General features: G+C 45.8%; 19 protein-coding genes. 10 read left to right on the top strand and 9 right to left on the bottom strand.

Annotation, left to right across the window (positions count from 1 at the left end):
- Nucleotides 1-164: 164 nt before the first annotated feature.
- The 3 genes from NSQ55_RS29100 (at nucleotide 165) to NSQ55_RS29090 (ending at nucleotide 1252) form a co-directional block, all read left to right on the top strand.
- Nucleotides 165-443, top strand: coding sequence for a hypothetical protein (locus tag NSQ55_RS29100; RefSeq protein WP_038573758.1), 279 nt, complete (start codon nucleotides 165-167; stop codon nucleotides 441-443).
- Between the two features lie 259 nt (nucleotides 444-702).
- Nucleotides 703-903 carry a cold-shock protein gene (locus NSQ55_RS29095; protein ID WP_019914790.1) on the top strand — a complete coding sequence of 67 codons (201 nt, stop codon included), beginning with the start codon at nucleotides 703-705 and terminating at the stop codon, nucleotides 901-903.
- A 118-nt stretch (nucleotides 904-1021) separates the two neighbouring features.
- Entirely contained in the window at nucleotides 1022-1252 is a 231-nt protein-coding gene (locus NSQ55_RS29090) for a cold-shock protein (RefSeq protein ID WP_036682139.1), read from the top strand.
- 69 nt (nucleotides 1253-1321) lie between these two features.
- Here the strand turns inward: NSQ55_RS29090 and NSQ55_RS29085 are convergent, their stop codons facing one another.
- The 5 genes from NSQ55_RS29085 to NSQ55_RS29065 form a co-directional block, all read right to left on the bottom strand.
- Nucleotides 1322-1783, bottom strand: a complete 462-nt coding sequence (locus NSQ55_RS29085) for a VOC family protein (protein ID WP_036682137.1) — start codon at nucleotides 1781-1783, stop codon at nucleotides 1322-1324.
- The gene (locus NSQ55_RS29080) at nucleotides 1780-2343 is read right to left on the bottom strand and encodes an NADPH-dependent FMN reductase (protein WP_339170405.1); all 564 of its coding nucleotides are present in this window, start codon (nucleotides 2341-2343) and stop codon (nucleotides 1780-1782) included. Before NSQ55_RS29080 ends, NSQ55_RS29085 begins: the two co-directional genes overlap by 4 nt.
- Before the next feature lie 153 nt (nucleotides 2344-2496).
- On the bottom strand, nucleotides 2497-3189 hold the full coding sequence (locus NSQ55_RS29075) for a response regulator transcription factor (RefSeq protein ID WP_280753198.1): 693 nt from the start codon (nucleotides 3187-3189) through the stop codon (nucleotides 2497-2499).
- A 16-nt stretch (nucleotides 3190-3205) separates the two neighbouring features.
- Nucleotides 3206-4879, bottom strand: coding sequence for a GAF domain-containing sensor histidine kinase (locus NSQ55_RS29070; protein ID WP_076301485.1), 1674 nt, complete (start codon nucleotides 4877-4879; stop codon nucleotides 3206-3208).
- Nucleotides 4880-5031: 152 nt separating this feature from the next.
- The gene (locus NSQ55_RS29065) at nucleotides 5032-6423 is read right to left on the bottom strand and encodes an MATE family efflux transporter (RefSeq protein ID WP_076124068.1); all 1392 of its coding nucleotides are present in this window, start codon (nucleotides 6421-6423) and stop codon (nucleotides 5032-5034) included.
- 263 nt (nucleotides 6424-6686) lie between these two features.
- On the opposite strand from NSQ55_RS29065, the gene hxlA reads away from it, so the two are divergent.
- The 3 genes from hxlA (at nucleotide 6687) to NSQ55_RS29050 (ending at nucleotide 8346) form a co-directional block, all read left to right on the top strand.
- Entirely contained in the window at nucleotides 6687-7319 is a 633-nt protein-coding gene (hxlA, locus tag NSQ55_RS29060) for a 3-hexulose-6-phosphate synthase (RefSeq protein WP_036682127.1), read from the top strand.
- Nucleotides 7320-7326: 7 nt separating this feature from the next.
- Complete coding sequence (gene hxlB, locus NSQ55_RS29055; protein ID WP_036682124.1) at nucleotides 7327-7884, top strand: 6-phospho-3-hexuloisomerase; 558 nt, start codon at nucleotides 7327-7329, stop codon at nucleotides 7882-7884.
- An 84-nt stretch (nucleotides 7885-7968) separates the two neighbouring features.
- Entirely contained in the window at nucleotides 7969-8346 is a 378-nt protein-coding gene (locus tag NSQ55_RS29050; protein ID WP_036682121.1) for a helix-turn-helix domain-containing protein, read from the top strand.
- A 95-nt stretch (nucleotides 8347-8441) separates the two neighbouring features.
- Here the strand turns inward: NSQ55_RS29050 and pepT are convergent, their stop codons facing one another.
- From pepT to NSQ55_RS29030, 4 genes are all read right to left on the bottom strand, one after another.
- Nucleotides 8442-9674, bottom strand: coding sequence for a peptidase T (gene pepT, locus NSQ55_RS29045; RefSeq protein WP_076181937.1), 1233 nt, complete (start codon nucleotides 9672-9674; stop codon nucleotides 8442-8444).
- Between the two features lie 95 nt (nucleotides 9675-9769).
- Nucleotides 9770-10423: a sortase gene (locus tag NSQ55_RS29040; protein ID WP_076181939.1), complete on the bottom strand. Its 654-nt coding sequence runs from the start codon at nucleotides 10421-10423 to the stop codon at nucleotides 9770-9772.
- 36 nt (nucleotides 10424-10459) lie between these two features.
- Entirely contained in the window at nucleotides 10460-11527 is a 1068-nt protein-coding gene (locus NSQ55_RS29035; RefSeq protein WP_339170396.1) for a hypothetical protein, read from the bottom strand.
- Between the two features lie 477 nt (nucleotides 11528-12004).
- Nucleotides 12005-13018, bottom strand: coding sequence for an LLM class flavin-dependent oxidoreductase (locus NSQ55_RS29030; protein WP_081383185.1), 1014 nt, complete (start codon nucleotides 13016-13018; stop codon nucleotides 12005-12007).
- A gap of 258 nt (nucleotides 13019-13276) precedes the next feature.
- Between NSQ55_RS29030 and NSQ55_RS29025 the strand changes: the two genes are divergently transcribed.
- The 4 genes from NSQ55_RS29025 to NSQ55_RS29010 all read left to right on the top strand — a co-directional run bounded on the left by NSQ55_RS29025 (nucleotide 13277) and on the right by NSQ55_RS29010 (nucleotide 18391).
- Entirely contained in the window at nucleotides 13277-14281 is a 1005-nt protein-coding gene (locus NSQ55_RS29025; RefSeq protein ID WP_036682112.1) for a LacI family DNA-binding transcriptional regulator, read from the top strand.
- Nucleotides 14282-14616: 335 nt separating this feature from the next.
- Nucleotides 14617-16038: an ABC transporter substrate-binding protein gene (locus NSQ55_RS29020; protein ID WP_038574978.1), complete on the top strand. Its 1422-nt coding sequence runs from the start codon at nucleotides 14617-14619 to the stop codon at nucleotides 16036-16038.
- A 173-nt stretch (nucleotides 16039-16211) separates the two neighbouring features.
- On the top strand, nucleotides 16212-17300 hold the full coding sequence (locus NSQ55_RS29015) for a sugar ABC transporter permease (RefSeq protein WP_036682450.1): 1089 nt from the start codon (nucleotides 16212-16214) through the stop codon (nucleotides 17298-17300).
- Nucleotides 17300-18391 (top strand): carbohydrate ABC transporter permease, encoded by a 1092-nt coding sequence (locus tag NSQ55_RS29010; protein WP_076124061.1) that lies wholly within the window; start codon nucleotides 17300-17302, stop codon nucleotides 18389-18391. The genes NSQ55_RS29015 and NSQ55_RS29010 overlap by 1 nt, the downstream gene beginning before the upstream one ends.
- Nucleotides 18392-18409: the final 18 nt, after the last annotated feature.

The following is an 18409-nucleotide window of genomic DNA, read 5'->3' as shown; positions in this document are numbered from 1 at the left end:
ACAACTGTTTTTATTAAATAACTTACTTCAAGTGGAACGTTATAGACACTGGAATGATAAGAAAAGTGTGAATAAACCGCGGTATACTTCGCGTAATGACGCGTTAAAGCGCGAAATATGCTACAATGATTGTGTAATAATTGTAAGGAGATGAAATTTAAAAAATGAGTGACAAAGTAAATGAGCAGGAGCTAGTAAATGTATTATCTGCCAAAACCAAAGTGGATCCGCAAATCATCCGCTTAGTATTGAAGCATGAACAGACCTTTATCAATAAGGCCAAGGCGAACGCCAAGGGTGAGGTAGACATCGACAGCGATGATCTGGTCGACTATGTTACCGCCCAACGTGATGTGAAGCTGGATGAAATCACAGTAGAGACCATTCTTGATGCAGAAATGGATTACTTGATGGATAAAGGATTGGCAGGTTATATCGACTAACATGGGTATTCGTCCGGCTCGGCTGCTGCTGTTTACAGGCAATAAGAGCCGGAGTGAAAATTAAATAGGCATACGCATTGCTTTTAGTGATTTAGTGTGGTACAATGAAATCAATCATAAATTTAACCCTTAATTCACATATTGTAAAAGGTTATCATTTGTGCGTATGAGTCCTTTTCCAATGTGTGAATTTTTATTTGTTCGTACACTACGTAGGAATAAAAGGACATGTGTTAAATAAAATATTGGAGGTAATATCATGCAAACAGGTACAGTGAAATGGTTTAACGCAGACAAAGGATTCGGTTTTATCGAGGTTGAAGGTGGAAGCGACGTATTCGTACACTTCTCCGCAATCACAGGCGACGGATTTAAATCTTTGGACGAAGGCCAACGCGTTGAGTTCAACGTAACTCAAGGCGCTCGTGGACCACAAGCCGAAAACGTTGTAAAACTGTAGTTTAAAAATCAGGCTGCCCTTAACACAAGTTGAGGGCAGCTTTTTTTATTTTCATAGTATGAATCTGCCCCTAATAGGGTAGCGATATCGTCTCGATTCGATCCAAGGAGGGGTACTTATGTATTTTCGTAAAAAAGCACTGGAGGAACTTCCGCAAGAAGACACAGCTATTTGGTCCTGTACCAAGGAAGGTTGCACAGGTTGGATGCGCGATAATTTCGCCTTTCAATATGTACCTACCTGCTGGCAATGCAACTCTCCCATGACTAGAAGTATGAAGATACTGCCAACGCTTGTGAATACGAATGCAGACATGAAGGCCATGAAGAAGGGCATTTCGATTAAGTAATCGAAGAAGCTAATATACTCAAACAGCTGGACCCTTGGACGGGAGCAGCTGTTTTTTTGTTTGAGTATTTTATTTACTGTGCAGTAATTTCTCCCATTCCGTTAAGGTTATGTTCTCTGAAATAGGCTTCAGATGTTCAGGAACCTCTACGTGGCACATAAATTCCAAGCTGTTGCCGTCAGGGTCGTTGAAGTAGACAGAAGCATTTCCTTGATAAGCCCGGATAAAAGGCTCGACAGAAGTCCGGTTGCGGAACGGAACAGCCTCTACACCAATCGATTCCAGCCATTGCAGTGATTGCTTCAAATCCTCGTAAGTGACACGGAAGGCAATATGCCGCAAGGACGGATGGTATGGGGTTTGAACCTCCTGGCCTTCCCAAAGACCAATCCAGCTCCGACCTTCCTCGATCCAGAAGAATACAGTTTCTTCATCCCGCCAAGCCATTTTCAGACCTAATTTCTCATAAAATTCGATGGATACTTCAAGATTGCTTACTGGTAAATGTGCTTCATATAGTCCTTTGATCATTGGATAGCACCTGCCGGTCTGCCGATTTTGCGGGCTAAGTTCAGGAATGCTTCTAATACTAGGTGGATGCGATCTTCGATTTCTTGCCCACCCTCGTATCCGTCGTACCCGACCTCGAACCGCTTGCGTTGCAGTCCACCGATGGAGATCCAGTCTGGTGTATTGATACCGTGCAGGTTGCGTACGATGGCTTGCAATTGAAGTAATGAGCTTATCCCTACCGCTCCCCCGGCTGAACTGGCGGATAACACAACTTTACCGTTGAAATGCGCCTGGCCTAGATGATCAATCGCATTTTTTAATACGCCACTTACCGAGCCGTGATATTCCGGAGTAACCAAGATTACTGCATCCGCTGCTAACATCTCTTGTTTAAGCTCGTTTAAATGTTCATGCTCTGTGTAAGCCTCGTCTGGTGAATAAAAGGGAAGTGGGCGTTTGTAGAGATCAAACACGGTAACCTTTTCTCCTTGCTGACTAATGAAATGGGCGGCATGTTCTGCCAGCTTCGTGCTGGTTGCTTCTTTTCGATTACTGCCTGTCAGGATCATCACTTTCATCTGTATCCACTCCTATGTGAGGTCAGTTGCTATAAACCAATGATAGTTGAATCAGCCTCTGTTAACATCAGCACATGGAATGAACATACATAATAAAAACGCTCAGCCATTGTGCTGAGCGTCTAAGACTAAAGTTGTAGAGGAGTTTTGATTCTAGGCGTTATAGCCGCCTTTCAATGCGAAAATGGCAGCCTGAGTCCGATCCGCTAAGTTTAGCTTTCCGAGAACGTGGCTGACATGGGTCTTAACGGTTTTTTCGGTGATGACCAGCTTGCTGGCAATCTCTTTGTTGCTCATACCGAGCGCAATCAGGTCTAATACTTCTTGCTCGCGTGGGGTAAGAAGCTCTAATCCGGTGATCGCAGCAGGTGTTGTGTTTGGGCCGTTCGGATCGGAAGTATTAAGTTCCAATTGCTCTAGTGTAGAAGTCGCCATTAGATTCATCAGTTGGCTGGCAGCCTCGGAATGTAGCTCCACTTGACCGTTATGTACCTTGCGGATCGCAACTACCAGCGCTTCTGGTTCTATATCTTTAAGCAAATAGCCTTTGATTCCTACGCGGATAGCCGGGAGTACATGATCCTGATCCGAAAAGGAGGTCAATACAATGACCTTGACCTGCGGGTGGGAGATCCTCAGCGCTTGAGCGGTCTCAATGCCGTCCATAATGGGCATATGCAAATCCATTAATATGACATCCGGGTTCAATTCGGCTGTTCTTTCCAGTGCCTCGCGGCCGTTGGAGGCCTCCCCGATAACCTTGATATCGGGTTGTGTGGAGAGAAATACTTGCAGCCCACGGCGTACCATTGCATGGTCGTCTACTAATAATAAGTTTATCGTCATTTATGATCACCCGACTTCATGTAGATTGGATGGGCAGAGGTATGGTTGCCTCAACCGTTGTGCCCTGATTTTCCACACTGTGGATATGAATACGACCGGAGAGAGCTTCTGCTCTTTCCTTCATAATATGCAGACCAAGAGATTCATTAGTGTCTGTGTTAGAACGCCGTTTGGCCCCGCCTTTACCTTGGTCGGCAACGCTCAGTACCACCTCGGCTGCATTCAGATGCAGAGATACCTCCGCTTTAGAGGTTCCGGAATGCTTTCGTACATTATTGAGCGCTTCTTGGCCAATGCGCCACAGCCCTTCCTCCACGTTACGGGGAAGTTCGTGAACACCACTCCGTTGCGTCTGTATCAGCAGCCCTAGCTGCTGGCCATGAGCCTGCAGCGCAGTCAATAAACCGGCTTCCAGTCCGGCAGGCCGAAGCTGCATAATTAATGCACGCATTTCTTTGAGTGCAGACTGGGATAAAGCTTGAATATCGCGGACAGCCTCAGTAGCAGGATGGGAGATATGCTCCTGCTTCAGCATACTTTCCACGCCTTTGGCGGTCATTGAGAGGGAGAAGAGGATCTGGTTCACGGAGTCGTGCAGGTCACGGGCCAGACGATTCCGCTCATCAAGACGCGCAATTTCGCGGCGTTTCTCTCCAAGCTGAGCACTTTCCAATGTAGCGGAAATATGCTCAGCGACAGCCTCAAGCACCTCTCCATCCGCAGTTGCGGAAGCTAGTGCTTTGGGTGAGGTGATCAGTAGAATTCCTGCACCTTGTGCGGCAATCTGCCGAAAGGGCACAGCGAGCATCACGACACGCTCCGCGACAGGTTGTTCAGAACAGCAGGACTTCGTAATTTCCTGCTCTTCATCAGGGGTTAATGTCGCAAAGCGTTGTCCTTTTGTGATATCTCCTAGACGTACTTTAAAAGAATCCGAGAGCTCGAAGGGAGCTATTTCAGGCGTTATATTAGCCGCATAGGCAGCATGGACTTCGAATTGCCCTTCATATTGCCCGATAATCGCTGCAAAGGGCCAATCGAAATAGTCGCCAATCAGGGCGGCGCTTTTCTCGATCAGAATACTGGGCGAGATACATTGGTTGGCGGTTAGATTTAAAGCTGCGCTGAATTCGCCTAATTTGGCGTACAGATTCGCGCGGCGCTGCTCGGTGCTATATAACTGCATCCGTTCTATAGCACTGCCAATTTGCAAAGCCACGGATTGCAGCAAAGCCAGCTCGCTGTCGGCGTAATGTGCTTTGCCTGGTGCGGCCACATTCATAAGTCCCAAGTAACGCTCACCTGAATGCAGCGGGACGGTGGCGTGGTGGGTGATGCCCAGCGTGTCGCCCCAGTTATACTGCCTGGCGTTACTCAGCCGCTTGCAGCTTAGAATATTAACGGCATGCTCGAGCCGACCGTCCCATAGGCGGCTTAGGCACCAGCAGCTTCCGCACTGCATTGGTTGTTTATTGTCGCGCTGTAGTGCAGGTGGCAGGCCTCGATCAGCGGCACACTCATATTCCATGTATTCTTCGCTCAGGAAGATCCAGCCTGCAGTGTTTCCGGTTAACTCAAGTAGCTTGCCCATGACTGTGTCGAGCATGGGTCTGAGCTCATTGGAACTGTTTAAAGTCTCCGCAATCGTTTTGAGCGTCAGTAACTCATGGATTCCGGTTTCCTCCGGCATGAAGTTCTCTCCTTTAGCTTTGTGAATTATGTTCTATCTATTGTAACGTAGAATGGTTCCTTCATTCTCAAATTTTATGTAATGTTGGCGTAAATAAATAGAAGGTTCCTTAAGATCTGATATGACCTTAAAGAACCCTCTGTATATACATATTAATTTACAGCTGCAGGAGTAGCGGAAGGTGTACAGTGTTCTGGAGCTTCGTGTTCGATAAGTCCATGTTTCTCCCAAGCTCGGCTCTTCCAGCGGAAATACATAATGACGGCTCTTACCCACTCATCGACCGCAGTAGCAATCCACACGCCGGCTAACCCGAGATCAAGTTGGAACACCAGGAAATAACCAAGAGGCAAGCTCATGCAGACCATGGAGATCAGTCCCATATATACAGGGAATTTGGCATCGCCCGAGGCGCGTAAAGAGTTAATGATAACCAGATTGGTTGTGCGCCCGGTTTCCAGGAAGAAGCTAAGCAATATGACCTGCGCCCCCATCCTAATGATGTTCTCATTGTCTGTGAAAAGCCCGAATAGCGGTACCCGGAAGAAAATCACCACAGCATCTATTATTACGGTAACCAGCAACGCCCACTTTACACTGGTGAATACACGCTTATAGGCTTCATCAGGTCGTCTAGCTCCCACGAGATGTCCTACAACGATGGAAGTTCCCATAGAGACAGCTACACTGAATAAATAAATATAATTGGAAATATTAAGCGCGTACTGGCGGGTAGCCATAGCTTCAGCGCCTAAATAAGTAATATACAGTGTGAATACAAGCTGGCACGACTGATAAGTGATGGATTCAAAAGCGGACGGGATGCCGATTTTGAGAATTTGCAGCACGTATTTTTTAGAAAGATGAATGTAATAGGTTACTTTCACCCGTACCTCCATCACTCTGTAGAGCAGCAGGAAGAATAGGATCAGGCAGATAAAGCGACTCATCACTGTTGAGATAGCCGCACCCTCCACACCTAACGCCGGAAGTCCGAAATGACCATAAATGAGCAGGTAGTTGCCCACCACGTGAATGATATTCATCAGCAAGGATACGACCATCGTCTGTTTGGTGAAACCGTGAGTACGGATAGTAGTCGCCAGAGCATTAATTAATGCTTGCAGAAAAATACCGCCCCCAACAATATTCATATAGGCTTTGGCGTAAATGAGGATATCCCCTTTTACATTCAGCGCAGTCAGTAGCGACCCTCCGAATATCAGCAAAAACGTACTTAGGAGAATGCCGACTAACAGGTTTAGGGTAATGGCATTGCCGGTCACTTGAGCGGCTTCCAGAGGTTTTTTGGAACCGAGATATTGGGAGACCACAATAGCTGCGCCGTTACCAATTACACTGAGGACTAAAATTGCTATCGCAATGATCTGATTCGCTGCGCCGACACCAGACACGGCATCGTCCGACACTGAACTGATCATAAAAGTATCCACACTGCCCATGAGCATAAAGAGGAATAGCTCGAGGAAAATCGGCCAGGTCAGTTTGACCAGGTTGAATTCCTGGTGATTATTTTGCTTCATTGTGCACCTTCTTATATTATGATGTACTTCCTAAAATTTCATAAACAAACTGTAATATTAGCACAGCTTTCATGGAAATGCAGTATTTTTACAGAAAAATGACAAAACGTTTTTAATTTAAGTCGAAAAGAGCCCTTTAACCGCACATTAGTATCCTCCAGGTAACTACATCACAATAAAGTGCCTACTTCCCTAAAGGGATGTAAGGAACTACAATTTGTACATGACTTACTAAAATATATTAATAAGGAGTGCAAATAAATATGAAATTACAATTAGCGTTGGATTTAGTGGACATTGCGGGAGCGAAAGAGGTTGTCTCAAAAGTTGCCGAATTTATAGATATCGTTGAAATTGGAACACCTATCGTTATAAATGAAGGGTTACATGCAGTGAAGGCAATCAAAGAGGCTTTTCCAGCTTTGACTGTGTTGGCGGATTTGAAAATCATGGACGCAGGTGGATATGAAGTGATGAAGGCTGTGGAAGCGGGCGCGGATATCGTTACTGTACTTGGTGTTTCTGATGATTCTACCATTAGAGGTGCAGTGGAGGAAGCAAAGAAAACCAATAAAGAGATTCTAGTTGATCTGATTAATGTGAAGGATATCCAAACAAGAGCGGCTGAAGTAGACGCACTTGGCGTAGACTATATCTGTGTACACTCTGGATATGACCATCAAGCGGAAGGTAAAAATTCTTTTGCAGATTTAAATGCGATTAAGAGTGTGGTTAAGCAGGCCAAAACAGCTATCGCTGGAGGGATTAAGCTAAGCACACTTCCAGAAGTGATCGCCGCGAACCCTGATCTTGTCATCGTTGGCGGAGGCATCACAGGTGAAGCGGATCAAAAGGCTGCCGCAGCAGAAATGAAACGTCTAGTTAGTCAGGCTTAAGATTACAATGGATACAATGAAATATGCGCAGCAAATTATAGAGGAGCTCCAGCGCTCCATATCTCAGCTTGATGAAGAAGAGACTGAGCGAATGGCTGAGCTGCTGCTTCAGTCCAATAAGATCTTCGTGGCTGGAGCGGGCAGATCTGGACTGATGGGACGGGCCTTTGCTATGCGGTTAATGCATGTTGGTAAAGAGGCTTATGTTGTAGGCGAAACGGTGACTCCGGGGATTGAACAGGGGGATGTGTTAGTCCTCGGTTCCGGTTCTGGTGAGACGAAAGGGTTGATCTCTATGGCTGAGAAAGCCAAAGGGGTGGGTGCAGAAGTTGTTGCCGTTACCATTGCGCCGGATTCGACGGTTGGACGTTTAGCGGGCTATACAGTGAAGCTGCCGGGATCTCCAAAAGATCCGGCCAGTGGAAGCTACAGCACGATCCAGCCGATGGCTTCTTTATTCGAACAGACGATGTTGGTCTTTTATGATGCTATTATTCTGCGAATGATGGAGAAGACGGGGCAGACGAATCAGCAAATGTTCGGCAAGCATGCTAATTTAGAGTGAACGTACAGAAACGAATGCCTTCCTATAAGGAGGTTATTCGTTTTTGTGTTAGTATGATAACAGGAGAGAGGAGGCGCTTTAGGTATGGCAACCGAGATTAAAGATCGCATAAACTTGAAGGAAATTAACTGTGAGAAGGAATTGACGCTTGCGGTGATCGGAGGGAAATGGAAGCTGATTATCCTCTGGCATCTAGGGCTTGAAGGGACAAAGCGATTCAGCGAGCTGAAGAAGCTAATTCCTCATATCACGCAAAAAATGTTGACCAATCAGCTTCGCGAGCTCGAAGAGGACCAGCTGGTTCTAAGAAAAGTGTACGCTGAGGTTCCGCCAAAAGTAGAGTATTCCCTGACTTCATATGGCCAAAGTCTGCTTCCCGTCCTTCGATTGATGTATGATTGGGGTAAAAATTACGGAGAAAACGTGATCTGGAAGGACACGCCGCCGGAAGAAAGATGCTAATCGAATAGCCTATGAACATTAATGATCCCTGAGAGGTCTGGATCGGCCTCTACAGGGATTTTTTGGTGTTTTAAAGGAGTGATGCGGATAATGCTTTAGGCTTTCTGTTCGAATAGCTTAGCAATCTCCACGATAACATTTACCGCTTTTACCATATTGTCCGCAGACGCATATTCGAATTTGCCATGGAAATTCTCGCCTCCGGTGAAAATATTAGGTGTCGGCAAGCCCATGTAGGAAAGCTGCGAGCCATCTGTACCTCCGCGAATCGGGCGGATGATCGGTGTGATGTTAAGGTTCTCCATCGCCTCATGGGCAATATCGACGATATGACGCACTGGCTCGATTTTTTCACGCATATTGTAATATTGGTCCTTCATTTCAAGCACGATGTTCTCTTCACCATGGATGCTTTTGAATTCTTCTACGACAGCTGAGAGATATGCTTTACGTGCCTCGAATTTCTCACGGTCGAAGTCGCGGATGATATATTGCAGCTTGCTGAATTCAGGTGTGCCTTCTATAGAGCTTAGGTGATAAAAGCCTTCATAACCGTCTGTATATTCGGGCGCTTCCTCAGCAGGGAGTCTGAGATGAAGTGCCATGGCGATTTTGGCGGAATGAATCATCTTTCCTTTTGCAGTCCCAGGGTGAACATTAACGCCGTAGACTGAGATTTTGGCAGACGCGGCATTAAAGCTTTCATACTCTAATTCTCCGAGTGGACCTCCGTCTACAGTGTAAGCATAGGAAGCATTAAAAGCGGCTACGTCAAATTTATGAGGCCCGCGGCCGATTTCTTCGTCTGGTGTGAAGGCAACTCTAATCTTGCCGTGTTTGATTTCTGGATGTTGAATGAGGTAATGCATGGCGGTCATAATCTCAGCAATACCGGCTTTATTATCTGCGCCAAGCAGGGTCGTGCCGTCGGTTGTAATTAAGGTGTGGCCTTTGTATTCCGCCAGCTCCGGAAAGCTCGCTGTGGACAATACAACATTCAGCTCTTTATTCAAAAGAATATCTTGACCATCATAGTTCTCGATAATCTGTGGCTTCACATTCGTTCCGGTAAAATCAGTCGCTGTATCCAAATGGGCTAAAAAACCAATGGTCGGAACATCCTTGTCCGTATTCGCAGGGAGTGTCGCCATAACATAGCCATGCTCGTCCACCTGGACTTCCTCCATGCCGATTTCCTTAAGCTCTTCAACCAGCTTGTGGGCCAGAACCATCTGTCCCGGAGTGGATGGGCAAGTCTCATTATCTTCATTCGATTGGGTATCCATTTGTGCATACGAAATAAACCGTTCTACAACCTCTTTCTTCACCTTGGGTCATCTCCTCTTTACTATTGTATATATATAGTATCACTTTCCATATAAGGTCTCATCCCTGAGGAAGAAGATTGAGGTAATATTTAAGTTTAATGCGGCAATATATCTTGTTTCACTAACTTCGCTGAAAGTAAATAACGGTCCGGTGCAGATCCCACATATGAAAAGGGATAGCAGGTAATCAATGTGAGGATGGCCTTATCACTTGGCTTTATAGCACCACGTTCGTCCCCGTCAACAATTGTGCTGCCTGTTACTTCATAGGTAAAAGTCCCATCGGTACTTTCCAGCTCGATAAGATCTCCAGCGACGAGTTCTCCCAGATTACGGAACACTGTATCGCGGTGGCCTGCGAGCACACTGTTGCCGGTGGCACCGATAGCTGCGCTGCCTTTATAATGTCCGGCTCCCTTTTTTAGCTCTGGGCTTTCCGTGCCTTCTAGCACTGCGATCTTTTTGTTTAATTTGGGGAAACGAATCTCTCCTATGATTTCACCTTCTGAATAGGAATGAGCGGGGTGCGGCTGTTCCTTGGCTGAACTGATCATTCCCATGGGAAGAGGGATTTCTTCGGCAGAAAGGGGGCGGGCGACAGCTTCCTCCCTCTTTTTTGCCCAATCATTTAAAGCCTGTTTAGCTTCGAGCGGTGCTTTGACCACTTGTACAACCGAGTAAATCAACACAACTAAAGAGAGTATGAAGATTAGCTTCACGGCTAGCAAGACACCATTACGCTTCTTCATACTCTCTCACCTCCAGACTTATGCTGCAAAATGTGGTTATTTCTTCGATTTCAATCTGCGCATGATAATCACGCTGAGTACCGCAATGGCTAAGCTGGCAAGAATCAAGTTATACCAAGGCTCAGCGGTATTTGGAAGCTTGTTGCCAACCTCTGGTGCTCCCAGTGGAAGCTCATCATCAGGCAGGGAGATCTCATTGCTTGGCTGCGGTGTTGCACTGGTAGTTTGGCTGCCAGCACTTGGTGATACTGTCGGCTCATTATCGCCTCCACCCAGTGGGATCGGCGCTTCAGTGACACTAATTTCATCTACTACTGGTGAAGCTGTGGGTGTTGGCGATGGTGTTGGTGTCGTTGATTGCCCTGGTGTGGCGGCTGCTGTTGCCGTTGGCGAAGTAGCCGTCGGTGTATTTGTAGGTGCCGCAGTTGGTGAAGCGGTAGTCGTCGGATCTGTAGGTGTCGTGGTTGGTGAAGCTGTTGCGGTCGGCGAAGCTTCAGGTGTAGTTGTAGCCGTGGCAGTAGGTGTCGTAGTTGGCACTACAGTAGGTGTAGCAGTCGCTGTAGGTGATGGCTCAGGTGTAGGCTGAGCTGTGGCCGTCGCTGTCGGTGAAGGACTAGGTTCAGCGGAAGGCTCCGGTCCTCCAGAAGCGGAGAACTCAAAGGCTACAGTGGTGGTTTTCCCTTGATATTCGTTCCCTGCTTCCCACGGGAAAATTACATCCATTTGGATTACACTTTGTTCTCCCCCGGCAAGTGAACCGATGGCAACTCTTCCGGCAGCCTCACTCATCACCCCTGAATAGATGATTACTCCCTCTTTTTCGAGTGTCATTTGGAGAATATCGTATAATTCTGCGTCTCCAGAGATGAATTTGAAGTCCACATAGTAATTAAAGCCCTCACTACCTGCGTTAATAATTGTGTATTCTGAGTTCGTTTCATCACCAGGCTGCATATTGTTCATGGTGGCTGTGCTTGTCGTATGCGAATTCACCGTAAGCTTAATGGTATCTTGCGCACTAACTCCGCCAGCATGCCAGATGACTCCTGCTAGAATAGTCAGGATATAAGCAGCTATGAAAGCCGAGCGATATTTCTTCTTCACTTTACTCGCTCCTTTCTCCTGAACCCCATATTAAATTTTGTAGACATCATTTGCGGGCTTCCGGCAAATTCTTCTCTTCTAATCGGATTTTCCATCAAACATTGTCGAAATAAGTAGTATCTCACAGAACCACTTTCTTGTGCGTATATAGGAATCTCCGTGAAAGTGGAAGGAGAGGGTAGAGATATACCGCCAATTCGTTCGTTATAGCGAATAACTAAAGTATAATCAAAATAATATCTAAACAAAAATGGGATATTAGAAGGAAATCCATCATATTTGATCAAATATCAATTATATTAATGGGTTTACACCAGTTCTCTCTATTTAACTCTTTATTTTTATGTAATTCATTGTTTTTATTGTGTTTTATTGAGAACGATTATGAATGCAAAATAAAAAGGCAAGACATACATCTGGAATAGGGCTCAAACCCCGATACCAGACCTATCGTCTTGCCTTAATTATGATGATAAATTAGATTTCCTTCATAGCGTCGGCTACAATCTCATAAGAGCGTAGACGAGCGTTAGGATCATAAATTCCACCAGAAACAATCAATTCATCGGCCTGTGTCTCTTGCAGGATTTCTTGAAGCCGTTCTTTAATTGCTGCTTTATCACCAGCGAAAGAGTAACGCTGTTTCTCAAGCATGGCTGCTTTTTCTTGCATCGTCCATAGCCCCTCCATACTATCAACCGGTGGTTGTAACTTCCCCGTACGTCCGCGGATGATATTAAGGAATTGCTGCTGCTGCGAGGTAGCCAGTCGTCTTGCCTCATTCACGGTATCGGCTGCTGTAATACCAACTCCGACCATCACATAAGGCTTGTCGAGTGCTGCTGAAGGACGGAAATTACTATGATAGATGTGTAAAGCTTGTAGTAAATATTCTGGTGCGAAATGGCTGGCGAAAGCAAAAGGTAAACCTAGCTTCCCTGCCAGCTGAGCACTAAAACCGCTGGAGCCCAGCAGCCAGATGGGGATATTCAAGCCTTCACCAGGAACAGCACGAACCCCAGCCGGTCGTGATCCTGCACCTGCAGGATCGAAGTAGGCTCTGAGCTCACTTAACTGCTCGGGGAAGTCACTGCCGTCGCTTCCGAGACCACGGCGTAGCGCACGGGAAGCAGGTTGATCGGATCCTGGGGCTCTGCCCAGTCCTAAATCAATCCGTCCTGGATATAGGGATTCGAGGGTCCCGAATTGTTCCGCAATGACAAGTGGTGCGTGGTTGGACAACATGATGCCTCCAGAGCCTACGCGTATGCTTTTTGTGCCGCCAGCAATGTGGCCAATTAAGAGTGAGGTAGCAGAACTGGCAACACCAATCATGTTGTGATGCTCAGCAAACCAATACCGGTGATAGCCCCATGCCTCAGCATGTTGAGCTAAAGCTAAAGAGTTATGAAAAGAGTCTGCCGCTGTGCCACCCTCCACAATAGAGGCTAAGTCCAGTACGGAGAATCGAATATCGCGCTGTTGCTTCAATGTAATCCCTCCTATAATAAACGCTCAGATAGTCTAGAGCAGTATTTGTAGCTGCGAATAATGCTACTCGCCTAGTATACCATGTAATAAAACCATATACACACTTTAAGTAAGTTATACGCACTTTGTAATGATTAGATAAGGAATAAGTATGTCTTTAAAATAAAATGTAAGCGCTTTAAAAAATCTGTTGTTATTTCTTAACGGGCTTGCTATAATCACATCGAAAAGTTACCTGAAAAAAAGGAAGTTATCGTTATGAAGCCAACCATAAGAGATGTTGCCAGAATGGCGGAGGTGTCGATCAGCACCGTATCGCGTGTTATGAATGCGCCGAATACGGTCGTAGAGAGCAAACGGAATCGAGTGATGGAGGCTGTAGAACGTTTGCAATATCAACCAAATGCGTTTGCACGCGGCCTGATCTACAAGAAGTCTTTTACACTGGGCCTGCTGATTCCGGATATTGAGAACCTGTATTTCGCAGGGGTTATTCGGGGAATGCAGGATGCATGCATCAAGCTCGGATACAGTTTAATGATCTGCAATACGGACCGCGACAAAGAACGGATGTTGTCTTACATCGATAACTTTCATGAGAAGCAGGTGGATGGGATCGTGTTCGCAAGTGATGTCCTTTATCCTGAGACACATGACAAATTAGTCGGTTGTAGAATTCCTTTTGTGTTGGTATCCTCGCATTCTGATGAGTACGACATTCCATCTGTGGAGGTGGATGATGAACAGGCGGCTTACGATGCGGTAAAGTTTCTGATTGATTTAGGGCATAAGGACATTGGCATGATTGGTTTTAACCATGATAACTCCGTATCTGGCCCGCCTCGTTATGAGGGTTTTGTAAGAGCATTAACAGAGTTTGGACTACAGCAGAATATTGTGAAGAGCAAATATGCCAATCACAGGTTCGAACACGCTTATCAAGCTGCGCATGAGTTGTTTACTGATTATCCCGAGCTGACCGCCGTTTTCTGTGTTGCTGACGAATTTGCAATGGGGACGATTTCTTATCTGAAGGATCGTAATATTCTAGTTCCGGGGCAGGTATCTGTGATTGGATTTGATAATTTGCGGATGTCGAGTATGTTCATTCCAAAGCTGACCACGATTGCACAGCCGATTTATGAGTTAGGGTATCGTGCGGCGGAGATGCTGCATGAATTGCTCACAACAGGTGGTGTCCAGGTATTGAATGAAAAGATGGAGCATAAGCTGATTGTGCGGGAATCCACGCGGGAAAAATAAAGGCTCTTTATTTTTGTGACCTTCTTCTGAAAAGCTTTTCAGAGCCATGTATCGGTCTTAATTAAAATTTAAATGTTAGGATAGAAAATAGTATAAATTCTTATGAAAAACATCTCATTTTCCGATTGGAAACGGTTACTAATTATGATAATATAAAAAATGTAAGCGCTATTATTAAATTACATTTGTGATGGAGTTTGATTTTAGGATATTTACCTGTCTTCTGAAAAGCTTTGCAAGGAGGTGATCTGCTACAAGCTGCTAATACATGCCAGGGTGCCCGGATGATTGAATAAGATGTTATCTCTATAACCATTAAAGGGGATGTACAAAAGATGAAGAAGATCTCAGGACGTAAAAAGTCGTTGGCTTTAGTACTGTGTTTATCCTTCACAATGACGCTGAGCGCATGCGGCGGAGGCAACAATAATGCGGCGCCTACAGATCCACCGGCGGCAACAGTCAGCCCAACAGCAGATAACACCGAGAAAGCGACAAATGCACCTAGTGCTGAACCTTCGGGTTCCCCGTTAGATTTAGCGATGAAAGGTGAATATAAAGGGACTAAAGTAACCATGTTTGGACCCTTCGTAGATGCTGACCAAGTGAAATTTGAGAGCAGCATTAAAGAATTTGAAGAGAAGACAGGGATCGATATTCAATACGAGGGCTCCAAGGAGTTCGAAGCAACAATAAATATTCGGGTGGACGGCGGAAATGCTCCTGATATCGCTGACTTCCCGCAGCCGGGATTGCTGGCATCGATTGCTAAGACGGGCAAGGTTATCGATTTGACCAGTGTGCTGGATCAAGACAAATTGACGGCTAATTACAACAAGAGCTGGCTCGATATGTCTACGATGGACGGAAAAGACGGGAAGATCATGGCGGGGATTTGGAACCGCAGTAATGTAAAGAGCTTGGTATGGTATCCAAAGAAACAATTTGATGATGCAGGTTACAAGGTTCCTGAAACTTGGGATGAGCTGATGGCACTCACTGAACAAATTGCCAAGGATGGCGATCCTGCCTGGGCTATTGGCATTGAGAGTGGTGCTGCAACGGGTTGGCCAGCAACAGACTGGGTCGAAAATATAATGCTTCGTACGACTACGCCTGAGAACTACGATAAGTGGGTAAAAGGTGAACTGCCATTTACTTCACCAGAAGTAAAAAATGCTGTTGAAATCATGTCTAAAATTTGGCTTAACAAGGATTATGTTTACGGTGGTGCTAAGTCTATCGTGACGACATCCTTCGGGGATGCCCCAGCGCCAATGTTCACTGATCCGCCTAAAGCCTGGTTTAATATGCTCGGTAACTTTATTACAAGCTTCTTCCCTGAAACGGCAAAGGTTGATCAGGATTATGATTGGTTCTACTTGCCGCCAATTGATGCGCAATATGGTAAACCAGTGCTGGTTGCAGGTGATATTTACGCTATGTTCAACGATCGTCCAGAGGTTCGTGCAGTCATGGAATTCTTCACCACTGGAGAGTCGATTAAGAGCTGGGTACAATCTGGCGGCGTAATTGCTCCTATGAATGATGCTTCCCTTGATTGGTATACCTCTGAATCTGATCGCCGGATGGCGAAGTTGGTTCAAGATGCTTCCACACTGCGTTTTGATGGCTCTGATTTGATGCCAGGTAAAGTGGGTGCAGGCACCTTCTGGAAAGGGATGACCGACTATGTGAGCGGTACAGCGACACTGGATCAAGCCTTGGAACAAATCCAGTCCGGCTGGAACAACTAACCTAATATTTAAAGCGCACAGTAAAAAGAGGGGCAGTGAGAAAAGAGGATTGTCTGCCCCTCTTTTTGTTTTCTAACTAGTGAGTTCGATGCTTATGATAAGAGTTTTGCTCCGCAAAACTTATAGGAGGAGCTGGAGCTAATATGGGTGCACAATCACAGCCACAGCCACAAATGCCAACACAACCACAAGCTAGGCCAACCGTCAGCCTGAAGGCGGTAATGCTGTCCCTAGTTGTGTTGTTAGCGAATATTGTTGTTAACGGCGCAATCTTTTTATTCTTCCGGGATTCCACATTAAATCCGCTGCTAACAGCGGTTCTGGCTGTCCTCTGGGGAGTTCTAGGTGTTTATCTGATTTACTATACGCTGACTTGGGCGGTTGAGCAGTACCCTGATCATATCCGGCGAAAGGTGCTGCCTTATATCTTTATTGGTCCGGCAGTGATTATTCTGGGCTGGTTACTGGTCCTGCCTGCACTGCGAACATTATATTTGAGCTTTTTTAATGCTTCTTCAGAAAAATTTGTGGGTCTGAGCAATTATGCAGCGATCTTTAGCGATCATCTGATGGCAACGGCATTGCGTAACAATTTACTTTGGGTATTCGTTGGCACGCTTGCTTGTGTAGCATTCGGGCTCTTAATTGCTATTCTTGCCGATCGCAGCAGCTATGAGAAAATCGCCAAATCGATCATCTTTATGCCGATGGCTATTTCCTTTGTAGCGGCAGGAGTCATTTGGAAATTCGTATATTACTATCAACCGGGTGACGAACAAATCGGGCTGTTGAACGCAATCGTTACTTATTTTGGGGGAGAACCCCAAGCCTGGACGAGTATGCTTCAGCCATGGAATAACTTTTTCCTCATTATCATTTTGATCTGGATGCAGACGGGATTTGCAATGGTGATTTTCTCGGCAGCAATCAAAGGGGTTCCTGACGACATTTTGGAAGCTGCACGAGTGGATGGAGCAAATGAGGTGAAGATTTTCTTTGGAATCATGATTCCATATATTTCATCAACCATTCTGACAGTGACAACGACCATTATCGTCTTTACGTTGAAAATATTTGACGTCGTCATGGTGATGACAGGAGGTCAATACGATACAGAGGTTGTTGCTACACAGTTCTACCGGCAATTCTTTATGTACCGTAATTTCGGCTACGGCTCCACGCTGGCTATTGTTCTACTGATCGCGGTGCTGCCTGTAATCATAATCAATCTACGTCAGTTCCGTAAGCAGGGGGGATTCTAATGGCTGGCAAAAAGAAGAGAAAAGGCAGCAAAACGGTTGTAAATATCGTGTTGGGTGTGATCTGTTTTATTTGGCTGCTTCCGACTCTTGGGCTATTTATTTCCTCCTTCCGTCCGGCTGCTGACATTCTGCAGACCGGATGGTGGAAAGCTTTTCCTCATCAGGAGTGGAAGGCTGGAGAGACGATTCAGCTATCCAAGGATGTGGATCTTCGGGAGCCAATTGAGGTGAACGGTAAAACTTATACAGATGATGAGCTGAAGGCTGGCGTGAAGGCAGATGGCAGCCGGCTTATGTGGGAGAATCGTAGAGCACGTACCGTAAATGAACAGATACAAGGTTGGAAGATGACACCGGATCTCACGCTGGATAACTATAATAATGTGCTTTCCGGTAAGGAATACAAGCTGAAACAGGCTGATGGTAGTGAAACGGTGCAAAAAGGCTCCGGATTGTCACAGGCCTTCTGGAATACGCTAACGATTGCTGTTCCAGCAACAGTTATTCCGGTGCTGATCGCTTCTTTTGCTGCATATGCTTTTGCCTGGCTGCGGTTTCCTGGGCGCAGAATCCTTTTTGTAATCATTATTGCAATGCTCGTCATTCCGATACAGGTTGCGCTTATTCCAGTGCTTAAGGATTATACCGCACTTGGGCTAAACGGAAGTTATCTGGGAATTTGGCTGGCGCATACGGCTTTTGGATTACCGCTGGTTACGTACTTTATGTACAACTTTATCAGTCAATTGCCGAAGGATTTGTTCGAATCGGCTTTCATGGATGGGGCAAGTCATTTCACTATATTCAGTAGGCTAATTCTGCCTCTATCAGTGCCAGCACTGGCTTCTATCGGGATCTTCCAATTCCTATGGGTGTGGAATGACTATTTAGTCTCATTGATTTTTATCGGCAATCAACCGTCTGTGCAAGTCATGTCGATGAAAATTGCCGATTTAGTAGGCTCACGAGGCAACGATTGGCATTTACTTACTTCGGCTGCATTTATCTCTATGCTGATGCCGCTCGCTATTTTTTTCCTGCTGCAAAAGTATTTCGTCAGAGGGCTTATGGGTGGGTCGGTGAAAGGTTAATGATTTAGAACCCGAATG

The organism is Paenibacillus sp. FSL H7-0943, from assembly GCF_037963265.1.
GTDB lineage: Bacteria > Bacillota > Bacilli > Paenibacillales > Paenibacillaceae > Paenibacillus_AQ > Paenibacillus_AQ odorifer.
Note: the sequence above shows the minus strand (reverse complement) of the source record. Positions and strands in the feature narration are given on the sequence as shown.